The sequence below is a fragment of the Kitasatospora acidiphila genome (genome assembly GCF_006636205.1).
Classification (GTDB): domain Bacteria; phylum Actinomycetota; class Actinomycetes; order Streptomycetales; family Streptomycetaceae; genus Kitasatospora; species Kitasatospora acidiphila.
On record NZ_VIGB01000003.1, the window covers coordinates 6,441,927 to 6,463,992 of the forward strand.

The 22,066-nt window shown below is 72.9% G+C and carries 21 protein-coding genes and 1 riboswitch; of the genes, 11 read left to right on the forward strand and 10 right to left on the reverse strand.

Annotated elements, in window-relative coordinates; translation table 11 throughout:
• Positions 1-2: 2 nt before the first annotated feature.
• On the reverse strand, positions 3-1,388 hold the full coding sequence (locus tag E6W39_RS30460) for a glycosyltransferase 87 family protein (RefSeq protein WP_228718419.1): 1,386 nt from the start codon (positions 1,386-1,388) through the stop codon (positions 3-5).
• 244 nt (positions 1,389-1,632) lie between these two features.
• Between E6W39_RS30460 and E6W39_RS30465 the strand changes: the two genes are divergently transcribed.
• Positions 1,633-2,787 carry a glycosyltransferase family 4 protein gene (locus E6W39_RS30465; protein WP_141636231.1) on the forward strand — a complete coding sequence of 385 codons (1,155 nt, stop codon included), beginning with the start codon at positions 1,633-1,635 and terminating at the stop codon, positions 2,785-2,787.
• 89 nt (positions 2,788-2,876) lie between these two features.
• Here E6W39_RS30465 and E6W39_RS30470 read toward each other — a convergent pair whose 3' ends face one another.
• Positions 2,877-4,670, reverse strand: a complete 1,794-nt coding sequence (locus tag E6W39_RS30470) for an AMP-dependent synthetase/ligase (protein ID WP_141636232.1) — start codon at positions 4,668-4,670, stop codon at positions 2,877-2,879.
• 327 nt (positions 4,671-4,997) lie between these two features.
• On the opposite strand from E6W39_RS30470, the gene E6W39_RS30475 reads away from it, so the two are divergent.
• The 4 genes from E6W39_RS30475 to E6W39_RS30490 all read left to right on the forward strand — a co-directional run bounded on the left by E6W39_RS30475 (position 4,998) and on the right by E6W39_RS30490 (position 8,070).
• Positions 4,998-5,432 (forward strand): SRPBCC family protein, encoded by a 435-nt coding sequence (locus E6W39_RS30475; protein ID WP_101379965.1) that lies wholly within the window; start codon positions 4,998-5,000, stop codon positions 5,430-5,432.
• The gene (locus tag E6W39_RS30480) at positions 5,432-6,610 is read left to right on the forward strand and encodes an ArsA family ATPase (protein ID WP_141636233.1); all 1,179 of its coding nucleotides are present in this window, start codon (positions 5,432-5,434) and stop codon (positions 6,608-6,610) included. The genes E6W39_RS30475 and E6W39_RS30480 overlap by 1 nt, the downstream gene beginning before the upstream one ends.
• A gap of 56 nt (positions 6,611-6,666) precedes the next feature.
• Complete coding sequence (locus tag E6W39_RS30485) at positions 6,667-6,945, forward strand: DUF5304 family protein (protein ID WP_141636234.1); 279 nt, start codon at positions 6,667-6,669, stop codon at positions 6,943-6,945.
• Between the two features lie 180 nt (positions 6,946-7,125).
• The gene (locus E6W39_RS30490) at positions 7,126-8,070 is read left to right on the forward strand and encodes an ROK family glucokinase (RefSeq protein WP_141636235.1); all 945 of its coding nucleotides are present in this window, start codon (positions 7,126-7,128) and stop codon (positions 8,068-8,070) included.
• Positions 8,071-8,131: 61 nt separating this feature from the next.
• Here E6W39_RS30490 and E6W39_RS30495 read toward each other — a convergent pair whose 3' ends face one another.
• The gene (locus E6W39_RS30495; protein WP_180356412.1) at positions 8,132-8,659 is read right to left on the reverse strand and encodes a hypothetical protein; all 528 of its coding nucleotides are present in this window, start codon (positions 8,657-8,659) and stop codon (positions 8,132-8,134) included.
• 27 nt (positions 8,660-8,686) lie between these two features.
• Positions 8,687-9,469, reverse strand: a complete 783-nt coding sequence (locus tag E6W39_RS30500; protein WP_141636236.1) for an alpha/beta hydrolase — start codon at positions 9,467-9,469, stop codon at positions 8,687-8,689.
• Positions 9,470-9,636: 167 nt separating this feature from the next.
• On the opposite strand from E6W39_RS30500, the gene E6W39_RS30505 reads away from it, so the two are divergent.
• From E6W39_RS30505 to E6W39_RS30515, 3 genes are read left to right on the forward strand one after another with little or no spacing between them, the layout of a single operon-like run.
• Complete coding sequence (locus E6W39_RS30505) at positions 9,637-10,455, forward strand: lysophospholipid acyltransferase family protein (protein ID WP_141638035.1); 819 nt, start codon at positions 9,637-9,639, stop codon at positions 10,453-10,455.
• Positions 10,456-10,493: 38 nt separating this feature from the next.
• Complete coding sequence (macS, locus tag E6W39_RS30510) at positions 10,494-11,648, forward strand: MacS family sensor histidine kinase (protein ID WP_228718420.1); 1,155 nt, start codon at positions 10,494-10,496, stop codon at positions 11,646-11,648.
• Positions 11,649-11,653: 5 nt separating this feature from the next.
• Positions 11,654-12,322, forward strand: coding sequence for a response regulator (locus tag E6W39_RS30515; RefSeq protein ID WP_141636237.1), 669 nt, complete (start codon positions 11,654-11,656; stop codon positions 12,320-12,322).
• Here the strand turns inward: E6W39_RS30515 and E6W39_RS30520 are convergent.
• Positions 12,289-14,247: an anthranilate synthase family protein gene (locus E6W39_RS30520; RefSeq protein WP_141636238.1), complete on the reverse strand. Its 1,959-nt coding sequence runs from the start codon at positions 14,245-14,247 to the stop codon at positions 12,289-12,291. The two genes, E6W39_RS30515 and E6W39_RS30520, sit on opposite strands and share 34 nt — an antisense overlap.
• Before the next feature lie 289 nt (positions 14,248-14,536).
• Here E6W39_RS30520 and E6W39_RS30525 point away from each other — a divergent pair, with 289 nt between their 5' ends.
• Positions 14,537-15,886 carry a class II 3-deoxy-7-phosphoheptulonate synthase gene (locus E6W39_RS30525; protein ID WP_101379958.1) on the forward strand — a complete coding sequence of 450 codons (1,350 nt, stop codon included), beginning with the start codon at positions 14,537-14,539 and terminating at the stop codon, positions 15,884-15,886.
• A gap of 138 nt (positions 15,887-16,024) precedes the next feature.
• Positions 16,025-16,336: a (2Fe-2S)-binding protein gene (locus E6W39_RS30530; protein WP_141636239.1), complete on the forward strand. Its 312-nt coding sequence runs from the start codon at positions 16,025-16,027 to the stop codon at positions 16,334-16,336.
• Positions 16,337-16,340: 4 nt separating this feature from the next.
• On the opposite strand, the gene bfr is transcribed toward E6W39_RS30530, so the two are convergent.
• On the reverse strand, positions 16,341-16,823 hold the full coding sequence (bfr, locus tag E6W39_RS30535) for a bacterioferritin (RefSeq protein WP_101379956.1): 483 nt from the start codon (positions 16,821-16,823) through the stop codon (positions 16,341-16,343).
• Positions 16,824-17,039: 216 nt separating this feature from the next.
• Between bfr and E6W39_RS30540 the strand changes: the two genes are divergently transcribed.
• Positions 17,040-17,669: a sulfite oxidase-like oxidoreductase gene (locus tag E6W39_RS30540; protein WP_141636240.1), complete on the forward strand. Its 630-nt coding sequence runs from the start codon at positions 17,040-17,042 to the stop codon at positions 17,667-17,669.
• Positions 17,670-17,725: 56 nt separating this feature from the next.
• On the opposite strand, the gene pknB is transcribed toward E6W39_RS30540, so the two are convergent.
• The 4 genes from pknB to thiO form a co-directional block, all read right to left on the reverse strand.
• A complete protein-coding gene (pknB, locus tag E6W39_RS30545) occupies positions 17,726-19,666 on the reverse strand; it encodes a Stk1 family PASTA domain-containing Ser/Thr kinase (protein WP_228718741.1) in 1,941 nt (646 codons plus the stop codon).
• Positions 19,667-19,761: 95 nt separating this feature from the next.
• On the reverse strand, positions 19,762-20,580 hold the full coding sequence (locus tag E6W39_RS30550; RefSeq protein ID WP_141636242.1) for a thiazole synthase: 819 nt from the start codon (positions 20,578-20,580) through the stop codon (positions 19,762-19,764).
• Between the two features lie 4 nt (positions 20,581-20,584).
• The gene (gene thiS, locus E6W39_RS30555) at positions 20,585-20,794 is read right to left on the reverse strand and encodes a sulfur carrier protein ThiS (protein WP_181799508.1); all 210 of its coding nucleotides are present in this window, start codon (positions 20,792-20,794) and stop codon (positions 20,585-20,587) included.
• Positions 20,791-21,951 (reverse strand): glycine oxidase ThiO, encoded by a 1,161-nt coding sequence (gene thiO / locus E6W39_RS30560; protein WP_141636243.1) that lies wholly within the window; start codon positions 21,949-21,951, stop codon positions 20,791-20,793. The genes thiS and thiO overlap by 4 nt, the downstream gene beginning before the upstream one ends.
• A riboswitch (TPP riboswitch) is annotated at positions 21,947-22,059 on the reverse strand. (Overlaps the previous gene by 5 nt.)
• Positions 22,060-22,066: the final 7 nt, after the last annotated feature.

Genomic DNA, 22,066 nt, shown 5'->3' on the forward strand with positions numbered 1-22,066 from the left:
GGTCAGTCGTCCAGCAGGCTCTGCTCGTAGGCGATGCCGGGGCGCACCGGGTAGGAGGACTGCTCGGGGCCGGGCAGCACCGCGGTGACCGCGGTCGGCTCGGGCCGCTCGCCCCGGGTGCTGATCCACAGGCGGCGGCAGGAGACCACGGTGGCGGCGATCAGCAGCAGGTTGCGCGCGGTGATGGTGGCCACGCCCAGCGGGTGGCTGTTCACCGTGTCGCTGAAGTTCACCGGGAACTCCAGGGTGGTCAGCAGCGTGGCGATCAGGATCATCACGGCCACCGGGCGCTGGCTGGTGCCGCGCACGGTGAGGCAGACCGCGGACAGGCCGATCAGCCACACCATGTACTGCGGGCTGATCACCCGGCTGGTCGCGGTGAAGATCAGCAGCGCGGCCAGCGCGGCGTCGTAGGTGGTGGCCGCCTGCCAGTGGCGGGCCCGCAGCCGCCAGTAGAGCAGCCAGCCGAAGCCGACCGCGGTGCCGGCCAGCGCGACCTTGGAGATGACGCTGACCCACGGGCCGAGCATCTCCACCGAGCCGTAGTTCATCTGCACCTGGCCGTGCCAGGAACCGAACAGCCGGGCGAAGTGGATCGGCAGCGCGCCCACCGACTCCACCTCGATGCCGCGGTTGGCCTGGAAGGTGAGGAACTGGAAGGCACCGTTCATGCCGGCGGCGAGCAGGAAGGCCAGCGAGGAGAGCGCGGCCAGTGCGCCGGTCCAGGAGCGGGTGGTGCGGCGGCCGCGCGGGGTGCCGGCCAGGGCGACCAGTGGCCAGAGCTTGAGCAGGCCGCCGAGGCCCAGCAGCATGCCGCCGAGCACCGGGCGGCGCAGCAGCACCAGCAGGCCGATCACCGCGATGGCGGTCACCAGGATGTCGTAGCGGTTGTAGACGGTGGGGCCGAGCAGCGGCACGCCGACCACCCACATCCACCCGCCGGCCAGGCTGCGGCCGCGACGGGCGCCGGAGCGGACCAGCAGCACCATGGCAGCCGCGTCGAAGATGCCGCAGCACACCCAGAACGAGACCAGGTAGGACCACGGCAGCAGGCCCGGCAGCAGTATCACCAGGGCGGCGCCCGGCGGGTACTGCCAGGTCACGTCGTCCATCGGGAAGGTGCCGGTCTGCAGCACCTCGTACCAGGCGTGGTAGATCAGCGTGATGTCGGTGCTCACGTCCAGGCCGATCTTGATCACCCCGGTGATCATCAGCACGATCAAGGTCCTGCTGACCACCCAGCCGGTGCTCACGGCCCAGAGCGCGCCCCGGGCCGGGACCGTCGAGCTGATGGCGGTGGCGCCTTCGGCGGGCGGAGCGGTCAGTGCGACGGTGCTACTGCCAACGCTGCCGGCCCGATCGTCCGGGCCGTCCTCCGCCAACACCACTGAGCTCCCTCATTCATCTCGCCATACGTCCGCACCGGACCGGGCCGACGCTGACTGGTCGTACGCCTGTCCGTACGCCTGTCGCCCTGCCTGTCTTCTGCATCTGTCTACCGGTTAGGACTGGTCCGGCAGGAAAACGGTTGCGGCCTGCACGTCCGTTCCCGCCGCGACGGCATGGTGACCTATCGTACGGACCGGCGGGGGAGAACCATGCACCCCCCCGACCGTGCGAGGCGTGGCCAGTATGCCGAAAACCCTCATCGTCACCAACGACTTTCCCCCGCGCCCAGGCGGAATCCAGCGCTTTGTCCACAGCATGGCGGTGCGCCAGCCGGCCGCTGAGATTGTGGTGTATGCCTCATCATGGCGCGGCTCGGGCGACGCTCCCGATCGGGTGACCCAGCGGTTCGACGCGGAGCAGCCCTTTCAGGTGATCCGGGACCGGGCCACCATGCTGCTGCCGACCCCGCGGGCGGCCCGGCGGGCGGCGCAGATCCTGCGGGCCGAAGGCTGCGACTCGGTGTGGTTCGGCGCGGCCGCCCCGCTCGGCCTGATGGCGCCCGCGCTGCGCCGGGCCGGCGCCCGGCGGCTGGTCGGCATGACGCACGGTCATGAGGCGGCCTGGGCCCAGCTCCCCGGCTCGCGGCAGATGCTGCGGCGGGTCGCCGAGGGCACGGACACGCTGACCTACCTGGGGGAGTACACCCGGGTGCGGATCGCGGGCGCGGTCGGCCCCGGACCGGCGGCGCGGATGGCGCGGCTGCCGCCGGGGGTGGACGAGCGGGTCTTCCACCCCGGCTCGGGGGGCGAGGCGGTGCGGGCCGCGCTCGGGCTGACGGACCGGCCGGTGGTGGTCTGCGTCTCCCGGCTGGTGCGGCGCAAGGGACAGGACACGCTGATCGCCGCGCTGCCGCGGATCCTGGCGACCGAGCCGGACACGGTGCTGCTGATCGTCGGGGGCGGGCCCTACCTGCCCCGGCTGCGCAGGCTCGCCGAGTCGCTCGGGGTGGCCGGCTCGGTGCGGTTCACCGGGGAGGTGCCGTGGCCGGAGCTGCCGGCGCACTACGGGGCCGGGGACGTGTTCGCGATGCCGTGCCGGACCAGGCGCGGCGGGCTGGACGTGGAGGGGCTCGGGATGGTCTACCTGGAGGCCTCGGCGACCGGGCTGCCGGTGATCGCCGGGGATTCCGGCGGGGCGCCGGACGCGGTGCGGGAGGGCGAGACCGGGTACGTGGTGCCGGGGCGGGCGCCGGAGGAGCTCGCCGAGCGGGTGGTGCGGCTGCTGCGGGACGCGGCGCTGCGGCGCAAGCTCGGTGAGGCCGGGCGCGCCTGGGTGGAGGCGGAGTGGCGGTGGGAGCTGCTCGCGGGGCGGCTGCGGGGGTTGCTGGGGGCTGACTGAGCGCTTGCTCGCCGCAGCCCGCCCAGGCGCCTGGATACGACCGAGCGCTTGCTCAGCGCATACCGCTGAGCAAGCGCTCGTTCACACCATTACTTCTGGTACAGCGCCTCGACCTCCGCCGCGAAGTCCTTCAGCACCACATTGCGCTTCAGCTTCAGCGACGGCGTCAGATAGCCGTTCTCCTCGGAGAAGACGGTGTCCAGGATGCGGAACTTCTTCACCGCCTCGGCGTGCGAGACGGCCTTGTTGCCCTCGTCCACCGCCTCCTGGAGGGCGGCCAGCAGCTGCGGGTCCTCGCGCAGCTCGGCCACGGTGGCGGGCTGCCGGTCGTTCAGCTCCAGCCACTTGGGCAGGAACTCCTCGTCGACGGTGATCAGGCAGCCGATGAACGGCCTGCGGTCGCCGACCACCATCACCTCGCCGACCAGCGGGTGGGCCCGGATCCGGTCCTCGATCACCGCCGGGGCGACGTTCTTGCCGCCCGCGGTGATGATGATCTCCTTCTTCCGGCCGGTGATGGTCAGGTAGCCGTCGTCGTCGATGCTGCCGATGTCGCCGGTGGCGAACCAGCCGTCCTGCAGAGCCTCGGCGGTGGCGGCCGGGTTGTTCCAGTAGCCGGTGAACACCTGCGGGCCCTTGAAGAGCACCTCGCCGTCCTCGGCGATCCGGCACGCCGAGCCGGGCACCGGCTGGCCGACCGTGCCGATCTTCGGCTTGTCGGCCGGGTTGAAGGCGGTGGCGGCGGCCGTCTCGGTCAGCCCGTAGCCCTCCAGCACCGTGAAGCCGATGCCCCGGTAGAAGTGGCCGAGCCGCTCGCCGAGCGGTGCGCCGCCGGAGATCGCGTGGGTGGCCCGGCCGCCGAGCGCGGCCCGCAGCTTGCTGTAGACCAGCTTGTCGAAGAGTGCGTGCTTCAGTCTGAGCACCAGCCCCGCGCCGCCCTGGTCCTGCGCCCGGCTGTAGGCGATCGCCACGTCGGCGGCCTGGTCGAAGATCTTGCCCTTGCCCTCGGACTGGGCCTTGGCCCGCGCCGTGTTGAAGACCTTCTCGAAGACCCGCGGCACGCCCAGGATCAGGGTCGGGCGGAACGAGGCCAGCTCGGCGGTGACGTTCTTGATGTCGCTGACGTGTCCGACCTTGGTGCCGGAGATCGCGGTGGCGATCGGGGCGATCCGGCCGAGGACGTGGGCCAGCGGCAGGAAGAGCAGCACCGACCCCTCGCCCTGGACGAACAGGTCGGGCAGCCGGGCCGTCACGTTGCCCAGCTCGTGCAGGAAGTTGCGGTGGGTCAGCTGACACCCCTTCGGGCGCCCGGTGGTGCCCGAGGTGTAGACGATGGAGGCGATCGAGTCGGGGTTCAGCGTGGCCCGGCGCTCAGTCACCGTGGCGTCGGCCACCTCGGCGCCCGCCGCGGCCAGTTCGGCCAGCCCGCCGCGCTCGATCTGCCAGGTCCGCCGGAGCTCGGGCAGGCTCTCCCGGACCGACTCGACCACGGCCGCGTGGGTGTCGGTCTCGGTGAGCACCGCCACCGCGCCGGAGTCGCCGAGGATCCACTGCACCTGCTCCGCGGAGGAGGTCTCGTAGACCGGCACGGTGATCGCGCCGGCGCACCAGATCGCGAAGTCGAGCAGCGTCCACTCGTACCGGGTCCGCGACATGATCGCGACCCGGTCGCCCGGCTGGACGCCGGAGGCGATCAGGCCCTTGGCCGCCTGGTGCACCTCGGCCAGGAACGCGGCCGCGGAGACGTCCTGCCAGCGGCCGTCCACCTTGCGGGCAAGCACCGCGTTCTGCGGGCTGCGCTCGGCGTTCTGGTGGATCAGGTCCGAGAGGTTGCCACCGCTTGGTACCTGGTAGAGGGCCGGAAGGCGGAACTCGTCGAGCACTGCTGCTCCTCGTCTGCGACGCTGCGGGACGGCAGGACGTTACTGCCCAGTAGTCGGATTCCGATAGAGGGTCAGGGCGGGTGTTCGAAGTGTCACATCCACGGACGAACCCTGACCGAACGCCGACCGTTGTAATTTGCACGATACGGCAGCCACCGGATGACCCCGGACGGCGGCGGCGTGCCGGCCGTCGGCCGCCCACCGGTGGTGACTCCTCGGTAACCCCCGCAGGCACAGGGGCCCGGCCCGCGCGCGATAGCCTTCGGGTGCATTGACCGGCACTGACGACCGGCCCGGGACACACGCGGGATACACGGAGGCCCACCCATGGCGGAACACACCAGGTCGAGCATCGTCATCGCGGCGACCCCGGCCGAGGTGATGGCGGTGATCGCCGACTTCGAGGCGTACCCCGCCTGGACGGGTGAGGTCAAGGAGGTCGAGGTGCTCGGCTCCACCGAGCAGGGCCGCGCCGAGCAGGTCCGGCTGCTGCTGGACGCCGGCGCGATCCGCGACGAGCACGTGCTCGCCTACACCTGGGACGACGACCGCGAGGTCTCCTGGACCCTGGTGAAGAGCCAGATGCTGCGCTCACTGGACGGCTCCTACACGCTGGCCCCGGTGGCCGGTGGCACCGAGGTGACCTACCAGCTGGCCGTGGACGTCAAGATCCCGATGCTCGGCATGATCAAGCGCAAGGCCGAGAAGGTGATCATCGACCGCGCCCTGGCCGGTCTGAAGAAGCGCGTCGAGAACCCCTGATGCCGCGTCTGGTGCTGGTCACCGGGGACGCCGCGGCGATCCCCGCGGTGGCCGCCGCGAGTGCCGTGCACGCCGCAGGCCAGGGTGAGCGCACCCTGCTGCTGGCCGCCGACGACCCGCACCGGCTGCTGGACGAGCACCTCGGCACCCGGCTGAGCGCCGCCGACACGGAGGTCAGGCCCGGCCTGTGCGCGCGCCGCCTGGACGAGCAGCAGGCGTTCCGGCAGGCAGTGGCCGGCCTGGACGGGCGCCTGCGCACCGGCTACGACCTGCTCGGCGTCGACCCGCTGGAGCCCGACGAGCTGACCGCGCTCCCCGGCACCCGCGCGCTCGCCCTGCTGCACGCCCTGCGCGGCCCGGCCGACGGCAGGCCGTTCGACCAGGTGGTGGTCGCCGCCCCGCCGCCCGCCGAACTGACCGAGGCCCTCGCCCTCCCCGAGCAGCTCGACCGCTACCTGGCCCGGCTGCTGCCCGAGCAGCGCCAGGCCGCCCGCGCGCTGCGCCCGCTGCTGGCCGCGGTGGCGGGGATGCCGGCGCCCGCCGAGTGGCTGCACGCCGCCCGCGGCTGGGCGGCCGCCGAGCTGGCCGCCACCCGGTCGGTGATCGAGTCGCCGCACACCTCGGTGCGGCTCGCGGTGAGCGCCGCCGACTGCTCGGTGCCGGGCCTGCGCCGGGCCGCCGCAGGCCTGGCGCTCTTCGGGCACCGGCTGGACTCGGTGGCCGTGCACGGCGCGCTGCCCCGGCAGGCGGCCGACTCCGCCGACCCGTGGCTGGCCGAGCAGGCGGCGGCCGAACGCGACCGGCTGGCCGCCATCGACCTGGGCGTGCCGCTGCTGACCGCCGACCGCAGCGCCCACCAGGTGGACCGGCTGGCGGCCCAGCTGTTCGGCGACCGGCCCGCGCCGGAGCCGGCCGAGCGCTGGCCGTGGACCGCGGAGGACCGCCGCGCCGAGGACGGCGTGCTGGTCTGGCGGCTGGCCGCGCCCGGCGCCGACCGCGCCGACCTGGAGCTGGTGCGCCGCGGTGACGAGCTGGTGGTCGGCCTCGGCCCGTACCGGCGGATCCTGCCGCTGCCCGGCGCGCTGCGCCGCTGCACGGTGGCGGGCGCCGCGTTGCGTGACGGCGAGTTGACGTTGCGCTTCGCACCGGACCCGGCCCTCTGGCCCGAGCGCGGGTAGCCGGTAGCGTCGAACTCGAGGATCGCTGGAGAACGATCACTGGAGAGAGACGCGTCATGAACGATTCAAGCCCTGTCGACAACCCTTTGGTCGACGAGGTGCGCAAGCTGGTGTCGGCCGTCGGAGAGCAGGCCCAGCAGGTCCTGGGCCGCTTCCGGGACGACAACCCCGAGGTCTACCAGCACCTGGCGGCCGCCGGGAACGAGTTGCTGGCCGCCTACCGGGCGGTCCTCGACGGCCAGGAGCGCCGCTGGTCGCAGCCCGCGCCGGCGGATTCCGAGCGGATCGACCTGGACGCCGAACCGGACGCCGGGCCGGACCGCCAAGACGTCTAGACCTTATGACCGTGCGGCATCCGGCGGCTACCGACCGGATCGAATCGTACGACTTTTGAAGCCTCTCGGCGGGGTTCCCAGGACGTTGGCTTCGGATAATGTATGGCGAAGTGTGTACTGGAGCACGGCCGGGCGGTACCGTTTCCGCTCATCGGGCACGAGCGAATGACTGAGGGACACATGGCTCTGACCATCGGCGTCGACGTCGGCGGGACCAAGATCGCGGCCGGTGTGGTCGACGAGAGCGGCGAGATCCTGGCGCGCACCCGGGTGCCCACTCCGGCCGACCCGCAGTGGGCGGTCGACGCCATCGCCCAGGCGGTCCGCGAGCTCAAGGAGGAGTTCCCCGAGGTCGTCGCGGTGGGCGTGGGCGCCCCCGGCTTCGTCGACCGGGACCGTTCCACGGTGATCTTCGCGCCCAACATCGCCTGGGAGAACGAGCCGCTGCGCGGCCGGATCGAGGAGCTCACCGGTCTCGCCGCGGTGGTGGAGAACGACGCCAACAGCGCGGCCTGGGCCGAGTTCAAGTTCGGCGCGGCCGCTGACCACTCCGACATGGTGCTGATCACCGTCGGCACCGGCATCGGCGGCGGCATCGTGCTCGACGGCCGCCTGCACCGCGGCCGGTTCGGCGTGGCCGGCGAGATCGGCCACCTCAACATGGTCCCGGACGGCCTGCCCTGCGGCTGCGGCGGCAAGGGCTGCTGGGAGCAGTACGCCTCCGGCCGGGCGCTGCGCCGCTACGGCCGGGAGAAGGCCGCCGCCGACCCGGTGGCCGGCAAGAAGATGCTGGAGCTCAACGAGGGCGTCGCCGAGACCCTGCGCGGCATCCACATCACCGAGGCGGCCGAGGGCGGCGACCCGCTCGCCCTGGAGGTTTACGAGGAGGTCGCCGACTGGCTCGGCCGCGGCATGGCCGACCTGGCCGCCCTCTTCGACCCGGGCGTCTTCGTGCTCGGCGGCGGGGTCTCGGACTCCGGCCGGCTGCTGCTCGACCCGGTCGCCAAGGCCTTCGAGCGCTATCTGACGGGCGGCGCGCTGCGCCCGCGCGCCGAGGTGGTGCTGGCCTCGATGGGCTCCGCCGCCGGCATCGTGGGCGCCGCCGACCTGGCCCGCACGCGCTGACGCACCATCAACACGCCGCTGCCCCCGGGAGGTTCCTCCCGGGGGCAGCGGCGTTCGGACGTCACACCACCGCGCCGCCGTTCGGCGGCTCGGGGTCGTCGGGGTCGCGGTCCTTGAGGCGGGCGATCAGGGTGACGAAGCCGGCGAGGAAGGCGGGCAGGCCGACCCAGGCCGGCCAGCCGGCGACCTCGTGCCAGAAGAAGACGTCGAACAGCAGCAGGGCCGGACCGCCGAGGACGCCGATCCAGGCGAGCTTGGCGGTGGTGTCGCCGGTCGGCAGCGGGGGCGGCTCGGGCGGGACGAAGTGGCCCTCGTCCGGATCCTCGGCGGCCGCCCAGTCGCGCGGGCCGGCGGCCGGGGTGCGGGGACGCGGCTGCGGGGTGAAGCCGGCCACGTCCGTGCGGCTGCGGATGTTCTCGATCTCGGGCCAGTCCGGGCGGCTCAGGTCGACGGGGTCGTCGAACTGCGCCACCAGGGCGGCGAAGATCGCGTCCTGCTCGGCCTGACTGGGGGTCGGCCGCGGCTCGGTGTCCTTCGGGCGCTCCTCGCCGTCCCCCGCGGGGGTGTTCTCCTGCTCGTGCTCGTGCACTGCCGGCCCTTCGGTCCTGGTGGGCCCTCAGCCCCGCTGGTCGGTGGCCTCGGTGGGCTTCGTCGCCCTGGACAACCGCCGGACGAACCCGAGGGATTCCCCGAAGATCAGTTCGGCGTCGTGGTCCAGGGTCGCCACGTGGAAGCTCTGCTCGCAGAGCCGCTCCGTCACATCGACCGAGGATATCCGGGCGAGGACCAGAGCGGAGTTGGCCGGCGAGACCACGTGGTCCTGCGGGCTGCGCAGCAGCAGCACCGGTTGGCCCACCGCCGGCAGCGCCTGCTGGACCTCGCGCCAGAACCGGCTCAGCGACCAGGCCGCGTGCAGCGGGACCCGGTCGTAGCCGAGCTCCACGGTGCCCGGGCGGGCGATGTCACTGGCGATCCCCGGCCGGCTCGGGACCAGATGGCGCAGCACCGGCAGCAGCGCCGTCGCCGGGTTGTCGGACCGCACCGAGGGGTTGACCACCACCACGCCGCTGACCCGGTCGCCGTGGTCGGCGGCCAGCTTCAGCGCCAGGCCGCCGCCCATCGACAGCCCGAAGACGAAGACCTGCTCGCACTCCTCGGTGAGGAGCAGCAGCTCCCGCGCGGCCTCGGCGTACCAGTCCTGCCAGCGGGTGACCTGCAGATCCTGCCAGCGGGTGCCGTGACCGGGCAGCAGCGGCAGCGAGACGGTCAGACCGGCCGCGGCCAGCCGCTCGGCCCACGGCCGCAGCGACTGCGGGCTGCCGGTGAAGCCGTGGCAGAGGAGCACGCCGACCGGACCGGCGCGGTGGTGGAAGGGCTCGGCACCGGGCAGCAGGGGCATCCGGGGCTCCTCGGCGAGGGATCGGGTAGATCCAGATCGTCCCACGGCACGGGGCGGGCGTACAGACCTCGTGGACGCCGCACCCCCTCGGGTGCGTCCGACGCGCGATCGGGGCATTAGGATCGACCGGTCTGCAACACAGGAGGTCCGGGTTGTTCTACCGACTGATGAAGATGATCGTCGCGCCGATGCTGCGGATCTTCTTCCGGCCGTGGACGGAAGGAATGGAGAACATCCCGGACGAGGGGCCGGCGATCATCGCGAGCAACCACCTGTCGTTCTCGGACTCCTTCTTCCTGCCTGCACTGATGAAGCGTCGAGTCACCTTCATCGCCAAGGCCGAGTACTTCAACACGCCGGGCCTCAAGGGCCGGCTGACCGCGGCGTTCTTCAAGGGCGTCGGCCAGCTGCCGGTGGACCGCTCCGGGGTGCGCGGTGCCGGCGAGGCCGCGATCCGCAGCGCCATCGCGGTGATCGACAGCGGCGAGCTGTTCGGGGTGTACCCCGAGGGCACCCGGTCGCCCGACGGCAAGCTCTACCGGGGCAAGGTCGGCGGACTGGCCCGGGTCGCGCTGCAGACCGGCGCGCCGGTGATCCCGGTCGCGATGATCGGCACCGAGAAGGTGCAGCCGCCCGGCCAGGTGATCCCCAACTTCGGGATCCGCCCGGGCATCCGGATCGGCCGCCCGATGGACTTCTCCCGCTACCAGGGCATGGAGAACGACCGGTTCATCCTGCGCTCGGTCACCGACGAGGTGATGTACGAGATCATGCGGCTGTCCGGCCAGGAGTACGTGGACATCTACGCGACCGCCGCCAAGCGGCAGATCGCGGACGAGAAGAAGCGCGCCGAGGCCGAGCGCCGGGCCGAGCAGCGGGCCGAGCGGGCCGCCGAGAAGGAGCGCCAGGCGGCCGAGAAGGCGGCCCAGGCCGAGGCCGAGAAGGCCGAGAAGGCCGAGGGTTCGGAGCAGGACGGCAGGAGCTAGGTCCGCGATCGGGGGACGGGGACGGGGGCGGGGCGGCGATGGCCGAGCTGCGCAGTGGCGCGAGCGGGGCGGTGGCGGCCGGCGGGATGTCGGTGGAGCTGCCGCTGTGGCGGGCGATCAGCGTCTTCCGGGTGCTCGCGCTCGGCTATGCGCTGGCCCGGTACGGCGCCTCCTACCGCCACTTCGCCCACCCGGTCCCCGGCTGGATCTACCTGGGCGGCCTGGTGGTCTGGACGCTGGCCACGCTGCGCGCGTTCGGCAGCCCGACCCGGCTGTTCTGGCCGGTGCTCGCCGTCGACCTGGGGATCGCGGTCTACGGCGTGGTGCTGAGCGGGCAGATCGACACCCCGCAGCGGATCGCGGCCGGCTCCCTCACCCTGCCCACCATCTGGGCGGCCGGCACCGTGCTCGGCTGCGCGGCCAAGGGCGGCTGGCGCCCGGCCGTGACCGCCGGCCTGGTGATCGGCGCCGCCAACCTGCTCGGCCACGGCGGGATCACCGGCGACAACGTGCACAACTGCGTGCTGCTGCTGGTGGCCGGCTGCGCGATCGGCTACGTCATCGAGCTGGCCCGGGCCAGCGAGGCCACCCTCACCAAGGCGCTCAAGCTGGAAGCCGCGACCAGGGAACGGGAGCGGTTCTCCCGGGACATCCACGACGGCGTGCTCCAGGTGCTGGCCCTGACCCAGCGCCAAGTGCGCGGCGAGCTGGGCCGGCTGGCGGGCGAGCAGGAGCGGGCGCTGCGCGCGCTGATGACGGGCGGGCCGCTGCCCGGGCAGCGCGACGGCGAGCCGGCGGACGGGCCGCGTGATCTGCGGGAGCTGCTGACGCCGTTCGGCGACGAGCGGATCACCGTCGCAGCGCCGGCCACCGAGGTGCTGCTGCCCGCCCAGGCGGCCGCGGAGCTGGCCGCTGCGGTCGGTGCGGCCGTCGACAACGTGCGGCGGCACGCGGGTGACGCGGCCCGGGCCTGGATCCTGCTGGAGGACGAGCCCGAGGCGGTGACCGTCTCGATCCGCGACGACGGCCCGGGGTTCGCGCCGGGCCGCCTCGCCGAGGCGCGCGCGGCCGGGCGGCTCGGGGTGGTCCAGTCGATCGAGGGCCGGCTGCGCGATCTGGGCGGCACGGCGAGCTTCCACTCGGCGCCCGGCGAGGGCGTGGAGGTCGAGTTGACGGTGCCCAGGGAGGGCTGACGGTGATGGACGGGCTGCGGGTGATGGTGGTCGACGACCACCCGATGTGGCGCGAGGCGGTGGCCCGCGACCTGGCGGACGCCGGGTTCGGGGTGGTGGCGACCGCGGGGGACGGACCGGAGGCGGTGCGCCGGGCCAAGGCGGCGGCGCCGCAGGTGCTGGTCCTCGACCTCAACCTGCCCGGGCTGCCCGGGGTCGAGGTCTGCCGCCAGGTGGTGGCCGCCGACCCTGCGGTGCGGGTGCTGGTGCTCTCCGCCAGCGGGGAGCACGCGGACGTGCTGGAGGCGGTGAAGGCCGGGGCCACCGGCTACCTGGTGAAGTCGGCCGGCCGGGACGAACTGCTGGACGCGGTGCGGCGCACGGCGGCCGGCGACCCGGTCTTCACGCCCGGCCTGGCCGGCCTGGTGCTGGGCGAGTTCCGCCGGCTGGCCGCCGCGCCGGCCCCCGCCGGACCGGACCGGGGGGAGCCGGCGGTGCCCCGGCTGACGGCGCGGGAGACCGAGGTGCTGCGGATGGTGGCCAAGGGCCTGTCCTACCGCCAGATCGCCGAGCGGCTGGTGCTCTCGCACCGCACGGTGCAGAACCACGTCCAGAACACCCTGGGCAAGCTGCAACTGCACAACCGGGTGGAGCTGGTCCGCTATGCGATCGAGCAGGGACTGGACGAGGCCTGACGCGAGCCCAGCAGGTCGGCGACGATCTGCGGGCCCTGAAGGGTGAGCACCGACTCCGGGTGGAACTGCAGCCCGGCGAAGCCCGGGCCGCGCACCGCGACCACATCGCCGGTGGCCGGGTCGTGGGCCACCTCGATGCCGCCGGCGGCCAGTCGGGCTAGGCCGTCGGGGGTGCAGCGGGCGGTGAAGGTGTTGTAGAAGCCGACCGTGCGCGGCGTGCCGAACAGGTCGACCTGCTCCTGGGTGCCCTGGTAGACCTGGGCCTTGCGGTGCAGGTCGAGGCCGAGGGCGGCGCAGAGCAGCTGGTGGCTGAGGCAGACCGCGAGCAACGGCGCCGGCCGGCTGCCGGAGAGCGCGGCCGCCAGCGCATCGGCGACGATCGGCCGCAGCACCGCCATCTTCGGGTCCGCCGCGTCGGCCGGGTCGCCGGGGCCGGGCCCCAGCACCAGCGGCCCGGTGTGCGCGGCCACCCGCTCGGGCAGGCCGGGGGCGTCGAAGCGGACCACCTCCACCCGGTGGCCGAGCGAGCGCAGCAGATGGGCCAGCATGGTGGTGAAGGTGTCCTCGCCGTCCACCACCAGGGTCGGTTCGGGCTGCGCCGGCGGCAGCGGCTGCTGCATCCGCAGCCAGAAGGGGGCCAGCCCGGCCCGCCGGGCGTCCAGCGCGGCCTGCACCCGGTGGTTCTCGGCGAGCCGCGGGGCGGTGCCGTGGCCGGGCAGCCGGGTCGGGGCCGGCCGGGCGCCGAGCGCGGCCAGCACCCCGGCGGCCTTGGCGTGCGTCTCGGCCACCTCGCAGGCCGGGTCGGAGTGCCGCACCAGGGTGGCGCCGACCCGCACCACCAGCGAGCCGTCGGCCGGGTCGATGTCGGCGGTGCGGATGCAGATCGGCGAGTCCAACTGCTGGCCGCCGCCCGCCGAGCGCCCGATCAGCGCCAGCGCGCCCGCGTAGTAGCCGCGGCCCGAGGTCTCGTAGCGGCGGATCACCCGGGCGGCGTTCTGCACCGGGCTCCCGGTGACGGTCGCCGCGAACATGCTCTCGCGCAGCACCTCGCGGACGTCCAGCGAGGTGCGGCCGCGCAACTCGTACTCGGTGTGGGCGAGATGGGCCATCTCCTTGAGCCGGGGGCCGAGCACCTGGCCGCCGAGGTCGCCGACCGCGCACATCATCTTGAGCTCCTCGTCGACCACCATGGTGAGCTCCTCCAACTCCTTGGGGTCGTGCAGGAATTGGAGCAGCGTGTCGAGGGTCGGGCCGCCGGCCGGATAGCGGTAGGTGCCGGAGATCGGGTTCATCACCACCGTGCCGCCGCTCTGCCGGACGTGGACCTCGGGGGAGGCGCCGACCAGCAGCCGCTCACCGGTCGAGACCAGGAAGGTCCAGTAGGCGCCGCGCTCCTGGGAGAGCAGCCGGCGCAGCAGGCTCAGCCCCAGCCGGGGGGACCAGTCCCGGAGCGTGGCGCGGAAGTCGCGCCGGATCACGAAGTTGGCGCCCTCACCGCGCCCGATCTCGTCCTCGATCACCCGCCGGACGATCCCGGCGTACTCCTCGTCGTCGATGTCGAAGGCGCCGTCGGTCAGCGCCACCGGCAGGTCCGGCAGCGCGGCCAGCACCTCGGCCAGCGGCAGCGCGTACTGCTCGGTCACCGCCAGCGCCTGCAGCGGGGTGCCGTCGTCGTGCACCTCGAAGCCGCGCTCGCTCAGCTGCCGGTACGGGACCAGCGCCAGCAGGTCGTGGCGCGGCCGGCCGTCGGCCGGGGCGCCGGTCGGCAGCGGCAGCTCGGCCAGCGTCTCGTACCGGCCGACCTCGCCGATCAGCAGCTCCACGGTGTCCGGCGCCAGCCGCGGGGTACGGCGGTGCAGCAGGGCGAAGGCGGGCGCGCCGGGGGCGGTCAGGCGGGCGAGCAGGGCGGCGGTGGAGCTGTTCATCTGCAACCTCATTCCGAGGATCAAGGTCGCTCCACCGGGCGGGCCGCAGGTGCCGGAAAAACCGACGGCCGCCCGAGGGCGGCCGTCGTGTCGTCTACTGGGAACGCGCGATCCGTGGGCCACCTCGGGGGATGGTCCACCACCAGGAGAAGGTGTGCGGCGCGGTCATGGAAAGGACCATAGCGGATCGGCTCCCCAGGTGGGCCGCGCGGGAGGAATCGTCCACATCGCGTCTCACTACGTGGTTAGGCGAGGTAAATCGGTCGACGCACCCCGTAGCCTTGGCTGCGTGACCGTGACAACTGAGACATCTAGGACAGCCTTCCCCTGGCAGTCCCTGCCCGCGGCGCAGCAGCCTGAGTGGCCGGACCCGGAGGCGCTGCGCAACGCCCTTACGGAACTCGCCTCGTATCCGCCGCTGGTGTTCGCCGGCGAGTGCGACCAGCTGCGCGCCCGGCTCGGTGCCGTCGCGCGTGGCGAAGCCTTCCTGCTGCAGGGCGGCGACTGCGCGGAGGCCTTCGACGGGGTCTCGGCGGAGCACATCCGCAACAAGCTCAAGACCCTGCTGCAGATGGCCGCCGTGCTCACCTACGCGGCCTCGGTCCCGGTGGTCAAGGTGGGCCGGATCGCCGGCCAGTACTCCAAGCCGCGCTCCAAGGCGACCGAGACCCGCGACGGCGTGACCCTGCCGGTCTACCGCGGCGACTCGGTGAACGGCTTCGAGTTCACCCCCGAGGCCCGCCGCCCGGACCCGGAGCGGCTGAAGCGGATGTACCACGCCTCCGCCGCCACCCTGAACCTGGTGCGCGCGTTCACCACCGGTGGCTACGCCGACCTGCGCCAGGTGCACGCCTGGAACCAGGACTTCGTGCGCAACTCGCCGGCCGGTCAGCGCTACGAGCGGCTGGCCAAGGAGATCGACAACGCGCTGAACTTCATGCAGGCCTGCGGGGTCACCCCGGAGGAGTTCCGCACCGTCGAGTTCTACTCCTCGCACGAGGCGCTGGTGCTGGACTACGAGACCGCCCTGACCCGGGTGGACTCGCGCACCGGCGAGCTCTACGACGTCTCGGGCCACATGGTCTGGATCGGCGAGCGGACCCGCCAGCTGGACCACGCGCACATCGAGTTCGCGTCCAGGATCCGCAACCCGATCGGCGTCAAGCTCGGCCCGACCACCTCGGTCGACGAGGCGCTGACCCTGATCGAGCGGCTCGACCCGGACCGCGAGCCGGGCCGGCTCACCTTCATCACCCGGATGGGCGCGGGCAAGGTCCGCGACCGCCTGCCGGAGCTGGTGGAGAAGGTCACGGCCAGCGGCGCGCAGCCGGTGTGGATCTGCGACCCGATGCACGGCAACACCTTCGAGGCGGAGACCGGGCACAAGACCCGCCGCTTCGACGACGTGCTGGACGAGGTCAAGGGCTTCTTCGAGGTGCACCGCGCGCTCGGCACCCACCCGGGCGGCATCCATGTGGAGCTGACCGGTGACGATGTGACCGAGTGCGTCGGCGGCGGCGACGAGGTGCTGGTCGACGACCTGCACCAGCGCTACGAGACGGCCTGCGACCCGCGGCTCAACCGCAGCCAGTCGCTGGACCTGGCCTTCCTGGTCGCGGAGATGTACCGCGAGCACTGAGGCGAGCGCGAAGGCAGTGTGACGAAGGCCCTGTCCCCGAACGGGGGCAGGGCCTTCTCGTACCGTCCAGCAGTTCGGTAAGGTAAGCCTTAGCTCACCGGCGCCACGGCGCCCCGCACCACCCCGGGAGAGACCGCGATGTATGTATGCATGTGCCATGCGGTCACCGAGGACCAGGTGAAGCGGGCCATCGACGCCGGCGCCAACTCGCCGCGCCAGATCGTCGCCCAGGGCTGCAAGGCCGGCACCGACTGCGGCTCCTGCGTCCGCCGGATCCAGGCCCTGCTGGGCGAGCACGGCGCCCGCCCGTGCCCGACCGCCCGGCTGGCCGCCAAGCTCGGGCTGGCCGATCCCGGACTCGACCGGCGCAACGCCCCCGAGCCGATCCCGGCCCCCGAGGCGGTCCCGACGGCCGAGCCGGTCCGGGTGACCGGCTCGCAGGCCGCCTGAGCGGTCAGCTCTCCTCGGGCTGCTCGATCAGCGTCGACAGGTAGAGCGCCTCGCCGAGCTTCTCCACCAGCTCCAGCTGGGTGTCCAGGTAGTCGATGTGGTCCTCCTCGTCGGCCAGGATCGACTCGAAGATGTTGGCCGAGGTGACGTCGTTCTTGGCCCGCATCACCACGATGCCGCGGCGCAGCCGGTCGATCGCCTCGACCTCCACCTGCCGGTCGGCCTCGAACATCTCCTTGACCGTCTGGCCGATCCGGACGTGGAAGAGCCGCTGGTAGTTGGGCAGGCCGTCGAGCAGCAGGATCCGGTCGGTGAGCACCTCGGCGTGCTTCATCTCGTCGAAGGACTCGTGCCGGGTGAAGGCGGCGAGCTTGGTCCAGCCGAAGTGGTCCTGCATCTTCGAGTGCAGGAAGTACTGGTTGATGGCGGTCAGCTCGGCGGTGAGCTGTTCGTTGAGGAACTCGATGACCTCGGGGTCGCCCTTCATGGTGTGCCTTCCTGCCCTCGATGGGTGCGCGCAGCGCCGGACGCGGCGGTGGGACGCATCGTGGCATCGCCATGAGTGGTTTTTCCAGTAAGTTCACACTCACTCGGGTCTGTGTCGGATTGCCCGATTTCATGGCTATTGAGACATTCGCAGGGGAGCGCAGGGCCGACAAGGGGCGCGCGTCGATCGGCGCCCGCCGTCTGTCACCATGGAGCCATGGGTCGGTCCGAGCAAGCAGCAGCGCAGCCGCCTGACCCGAGGCTCCCGCCCGGACAGCGCCTGCAACGCGGCTGGCCGGTGCTGCACTACGGCCCGATCCCCCGGTTCAAGCCGCTGACCTGGGACCTCCAGGTGTTCGGGGCGACCGCCTCCGGCGCCAAGCACAGCTGGAACCACGAGGAGTTCCACCGGCTGCCGCGCGCCACCGTGCGCGCCGACTTCCACTGTGTGACCCGCTTCTCGATGCTTGACAACGAGTGGAGCGGAGTCGCCGGCGCCACCCTCCTGGACCTGGTGCCGCCGGCCGCCGATGTCACCCATGTGATGGTGTGGGCCGAGTACGGCTACAGCGCCAACCTGCGGCTGGCCGAGTTCGCCGACCCGCGGACCCTGCTGGCCACCCACCACGACGGCGAGCCGCTCACCGCCGAGCACGGCTTCCCGGTCCGGCTGATCGTCCCCGGGCTGTACGCCTGGAAGGGCCCCAAGTGGGTGCGGGCCGTGGAGTACATGACGGCCGACCGGCGCGGCTTCTGGGAGGAGCGCGGCTACCACAACCTGGCCGACCCCTGGCGCGAGCAGCGCTACACCTACCAGGAGGAGCCGGGGGACGGCCCGCTCAGCTGAACCGCCGGCCGCCCCCGCGTCCCGCCAGACCGTCAGGACGTCGGAACATCGGAACGTCAGAAGATGATGGTCACCGTGCTGCCCTTGGGCGTCATGGTGCCGGCCGTCGGGGACTGCGAGGAGACGCTGCTCAGCCCGAAGAAGTTCAGGCCGCTGGTCTTCACCTTGAACCCGGCCGCGGTCAGCGCCTTGGTGGCGTCCGACTGGCTCATGCCGCCCACATCGGGCACCGCCACCGGCTGCGGGCCCTTGGACAGCGTCAGCGTCACCGTGGTGCCGGGCGAGGCGGTGCCCGTGACGTCCTGGGAGGCGACGGACCCGGCGGGCGCGGTGTCGGAGTACGCCTGGTCGGCGGCGAGGGCCACCTTGAAGCCGGCCCCGGTGAGCAGCGACTGCGCCTGGTCCACCGGCTTCCCGGTGGCGTCCGGCACCGGCACCGGCGGGGCGCCCTTGCTGACCAGCAGCGAGACCGCAGCGTTCACCGCCAGCTGCTGTCCGGCGGCCGGCGTGGTGGAGATCACCGAGCCCTGCGGCACGGTCGGGCTGTAGTCCTCGGTGGTGCTGCCCGGGGTGAGCCGGGCCTGAGTGAGCGCTTGCTTGGCCTGGTCGAGCGGCTTGCCGGTGACGTCCGGCACGGATATCCGCTCCGGACCCTTGGAGATCACGACCTTCACCGCGTCGCTCTTGCGGATCTTCTGGCCCACCCCGGGGGCGCTGCTGATCGCCTGCCCGGCCGGCACCGTCTCGCTGTACGCCTGGCTGAAGCTGCCCCGCAGGCCGGCCCCGCCGAGGGTGGCGGCGGCCTGCGCCTGGGTCTGGCCGAGCACGCTCGGCACCACGGCGTAGACCGCCCCGGAGAGCAGATAGGTGAGGACGGCGACCACCGCGACCACGGCGGCCAGCACCCCGCCCCAGACCACCGAGCGCCGGGAGCGCGGCGACATCGGCTTGCGGAGCGGCGGCGGCTCGTTGTACGGCCGCTTCGGCAGCAGCGGGGGCGGCCCCTGCCGCTGCGGGGTGAGCACGGCGGTGCGCTCGGCCATGAGCGGTGCGGCAGGAAGCACCGAGGTGGCCTCGGTGGCGGCGAACCGCGGGGGCTGGTGGGTGGAGGCCGGCGGCTCGGCGTCCAGCTGCGCCGGCGTCAGGCCCCGGCGCAGCCGCTGCAGCGCGGCCAGCAGCTCGACCGCGTCCCACGGCCGGGCATCCCGGTTCCGTGCGGTGGCGGCGGCCACTATCGCGTCCAGCTCCGGCGGCAGGCCCGGCACCGCGCGGGACGGCGGCGGTACGTCCTCCTCCAGGTGACGGTAGATCACCTGCATCGGGGTCTCGCCGACATACGGCTTACTGCCCGTCAGCAGCTCGTAGAGCATGATGCCGGCCGCGTAGACGTCCACCCGCTGGTCGGTCGGGCCGGTCGGCTGGATCTGCTCGGGCGCCAGGTAGGAGACCGTGCCCATGATGAGGCCGGGCGTGGTGGTGCTGGAGTCCGAGGGCTCCGACTGGGTGGTCATCCGGACCAGGCCGAAGTCGGCCACCTTGACCAGGCCGCCGTCGGTGATCAGCACGTTCTCCGGCTTGACGTCCCGGTGCACCAGGTGCGCCCGGTGCGCGGCGCCCAGCGCGGCCAGCACCGGCTCCATCACGTCCAGCGCCGCCCGCACCGAGAACGCGCCCCGGTCGGCCAGCACCTCGCGCAGCGTGCGGCCCGGCACGTACTCCATCGCCAGGAACGCGTGGCCGCCGTCCGCGCTCTGGTCGAAGACGTTGACCACATTGGGGTGCGAGAGCCGGGCCACCGCTTTGGCCTCGCGGATGAACCGCTCGGCGAACGCCGGATCCCCCGCGAACTGCGGGTGCATCACCTTGAGCGCCACCACCCGGTCCAGCCGGGTGTCGGTGCCCTTGTAGACCGTGGCCATGCCGCCCACCGCGATCCGCTCCTCGACCCGGTACCGGCCGTCGAGGAGCGATCCGATCAAGGAATCGTTCAGCGTCATGTCCACCCGAGGAGTCTAGGGGCGGCCAGGGCACGGTTGGGTGACCCTGACGTCATCGTTCGGTACGGCCGCGCCCCGGCCGCCCCGACCCGTCGTCAGAACGCCGGCCGCTCCCGGTGGTCCAGGTCGGCGCGCCCGGCCATCGCCGAGGAGGCCTCCGCGTGGAACCGGCGCGGGATCCGCCCGGCCCGGTGGGCGAGCCGACCGGCCTCGACGGCCCGGCGCATCCCCTCCGCCATCAGCACCGGCTGCTGCGCCCGGGTGACCGCGGACGCCAGCATCACCGCCGAGCAGCCCAGCTCCATGGCCAGCGCCACGTCGGAGGCGGTGCCCGCGCCGGCGTCCAGGATCACCGGCACTCCGGCGCCCTCCACGATCAGCTGAAAGTTGTGCGGATTGCGGATGCCCAGGCCGGAGCCGATCGGCGAGCCCAGCGGCATGATCGCCGCGCAGCCCACGTCCTCCAGCTTGCGGGCCAGCACCGGGTCGTCATTGGTGTACGGCAGCACCGTGAAGCCGTCGTCCACCAGGGTCTCGGCGGCGTCCAGCAGTTCGATCGGGTCGGGCAGCAGGGTCCGCTCGTCGGCGATCACCTCCAGCTTCACCCAGTCGGTGCCGAGCGCCTCGCGGGCCAGCCGGGCGGTCAGCACCGCCTCCCCGGCGGTGAAGCAGCCGGCCGTGTTGGGCAGCACCCGGATGCCGTTGCGGACTAGGACGTCCAGCACCGAGCCCTGGGTGCCGGCGTTCACCCGGCGCATCGCCACCGTGGTCAGCTCGGTGCCGGAGACGATCAGCGCCTGCTCCAGCACCTCCAGACTGGGCGCGCCGCCGGTGCCCATGATCAGCCGGGAGCTGAAGGTGGTGTCACCGATGATCAGACCGTCTTCTAGCGTGACAAGCGCAGTGTCGGCCATGTCGTCAGCCTCCCTGCACGGCGGTGAGGATCTCCACCCGGTCCCCGGCGGCCAGCCGGGTGCCGGGCCAGGCGCCGCGCGGCACCACCGTCTCGTTGACGGCGGCGGCCACCCCGGTGGGGGCCTTGCTCAGCTCGGCGACCAGCTCGGCGAGGGTCGCGAGGTCGGAGACCTCGCGCGGCTCGCCGTTGACGGTCAGGGGGATCTGGTTCATCGGGGGCTCCTGGCGAAGCGACTGGGGGAGAAGGGGGCGGCCAGGGCGGGGACGGTGCCGGTGGCCAGGTACTCGGCGATCAGGTCGGCGGTCACCGGGGCGAGCAGCACGCCGTTGCGGTAGTGGCCGGTGGCGGCCACCAGGCCGGGCAGCGCGGTGGGGCCGAGCAGCGGGGCGTTGTCCGGGGAGCCGGGGCGCAGACCGGCGGAGCTCTCCACCAGCGGCAGCTCGGTGATCCCGGGGACCAGCTCGTGGGCGTCGCGCAGCAGCTCGTAGACACCGCCGGCGGTCACCGTGGTGTCGTAGCCCTGCTCCTCGACGGTGGCGCCGATCACCAGCTCGCCGTCGGCCCGCGGCACCAGGTACAGGTGGCCGCCGCGGACCACGGCGCGCACGTTGCGGGACAGGAACGGGCCGTAGGCGGGCGGGATCCGCAGCCGCAGGATCTGGCCCTTGACCGGGCGGATCGCGGGCAGCACGCCGTCGGGCAAGCCGGGCAGCTGATGGCTGCGCGGGCCGGCCGCCAGCACCAGCTGCCCGCCGGTCACCCGCTCGCCGGTGCTCAACCGGACGCCGTGCGCCCGGTCGCCCTCGACCAGCAGTTCCACCGCTTCAGCCCGGTGCAGGGTGACGCCGGCCAGCTCGCAGGCGCGCAGCAGCGCGGTCGACAGGCGCCGCCCGTCCACCTGGTGGTCGTCGGCCACGTGCAGGCCGCCGCGCACGCCGGGGGCCAGCATCGGTTCGAGCTTGCGGGCCTCCCGGCCGGTCAGCCAGCGCGAGTCCAGGCCGAGCCGCTGGTGGAAGGCGTGCAGCTCGCTCAGCTCGGCCTTGTCGTCGGCGTCCAGCGCGACCGCCAGGGTGCCGGTGGCGCGGTAGCCGGTGTCCAGGCCGGTGGCCGCGGTGAGCTCCTGGCAGAAGTCCGCGTAGCGGGTGTTGGAGGCGATCCCGAGGTGCAGCAGCGGCTCCTCGCCGTACTGCAGCTCGGTGACCGGGGCCAGCATGCCGGCCGCCACCCGGGCCGCGCCGCCGCCGGGGGCCGGATCGACCACGGTGACCGACAGGCCGCGCTGGGCCGTGCGCCAGGCCAGGCCGAGACCGATGATGCCGCCGCCGATCACCAGGACGTCGGAACGCGCACCGTCTTTGAAGCGCGTCAAGAGGACCACGTCTCCCTTCGCCGGAATGACCCGGATCAGGTTCGGACGGTCGCAGGCCGCCGCAGCCCGCCTCTCAGCCCGGTGCGCCGGGCTCCCGTGAGGATGACCCCACCAT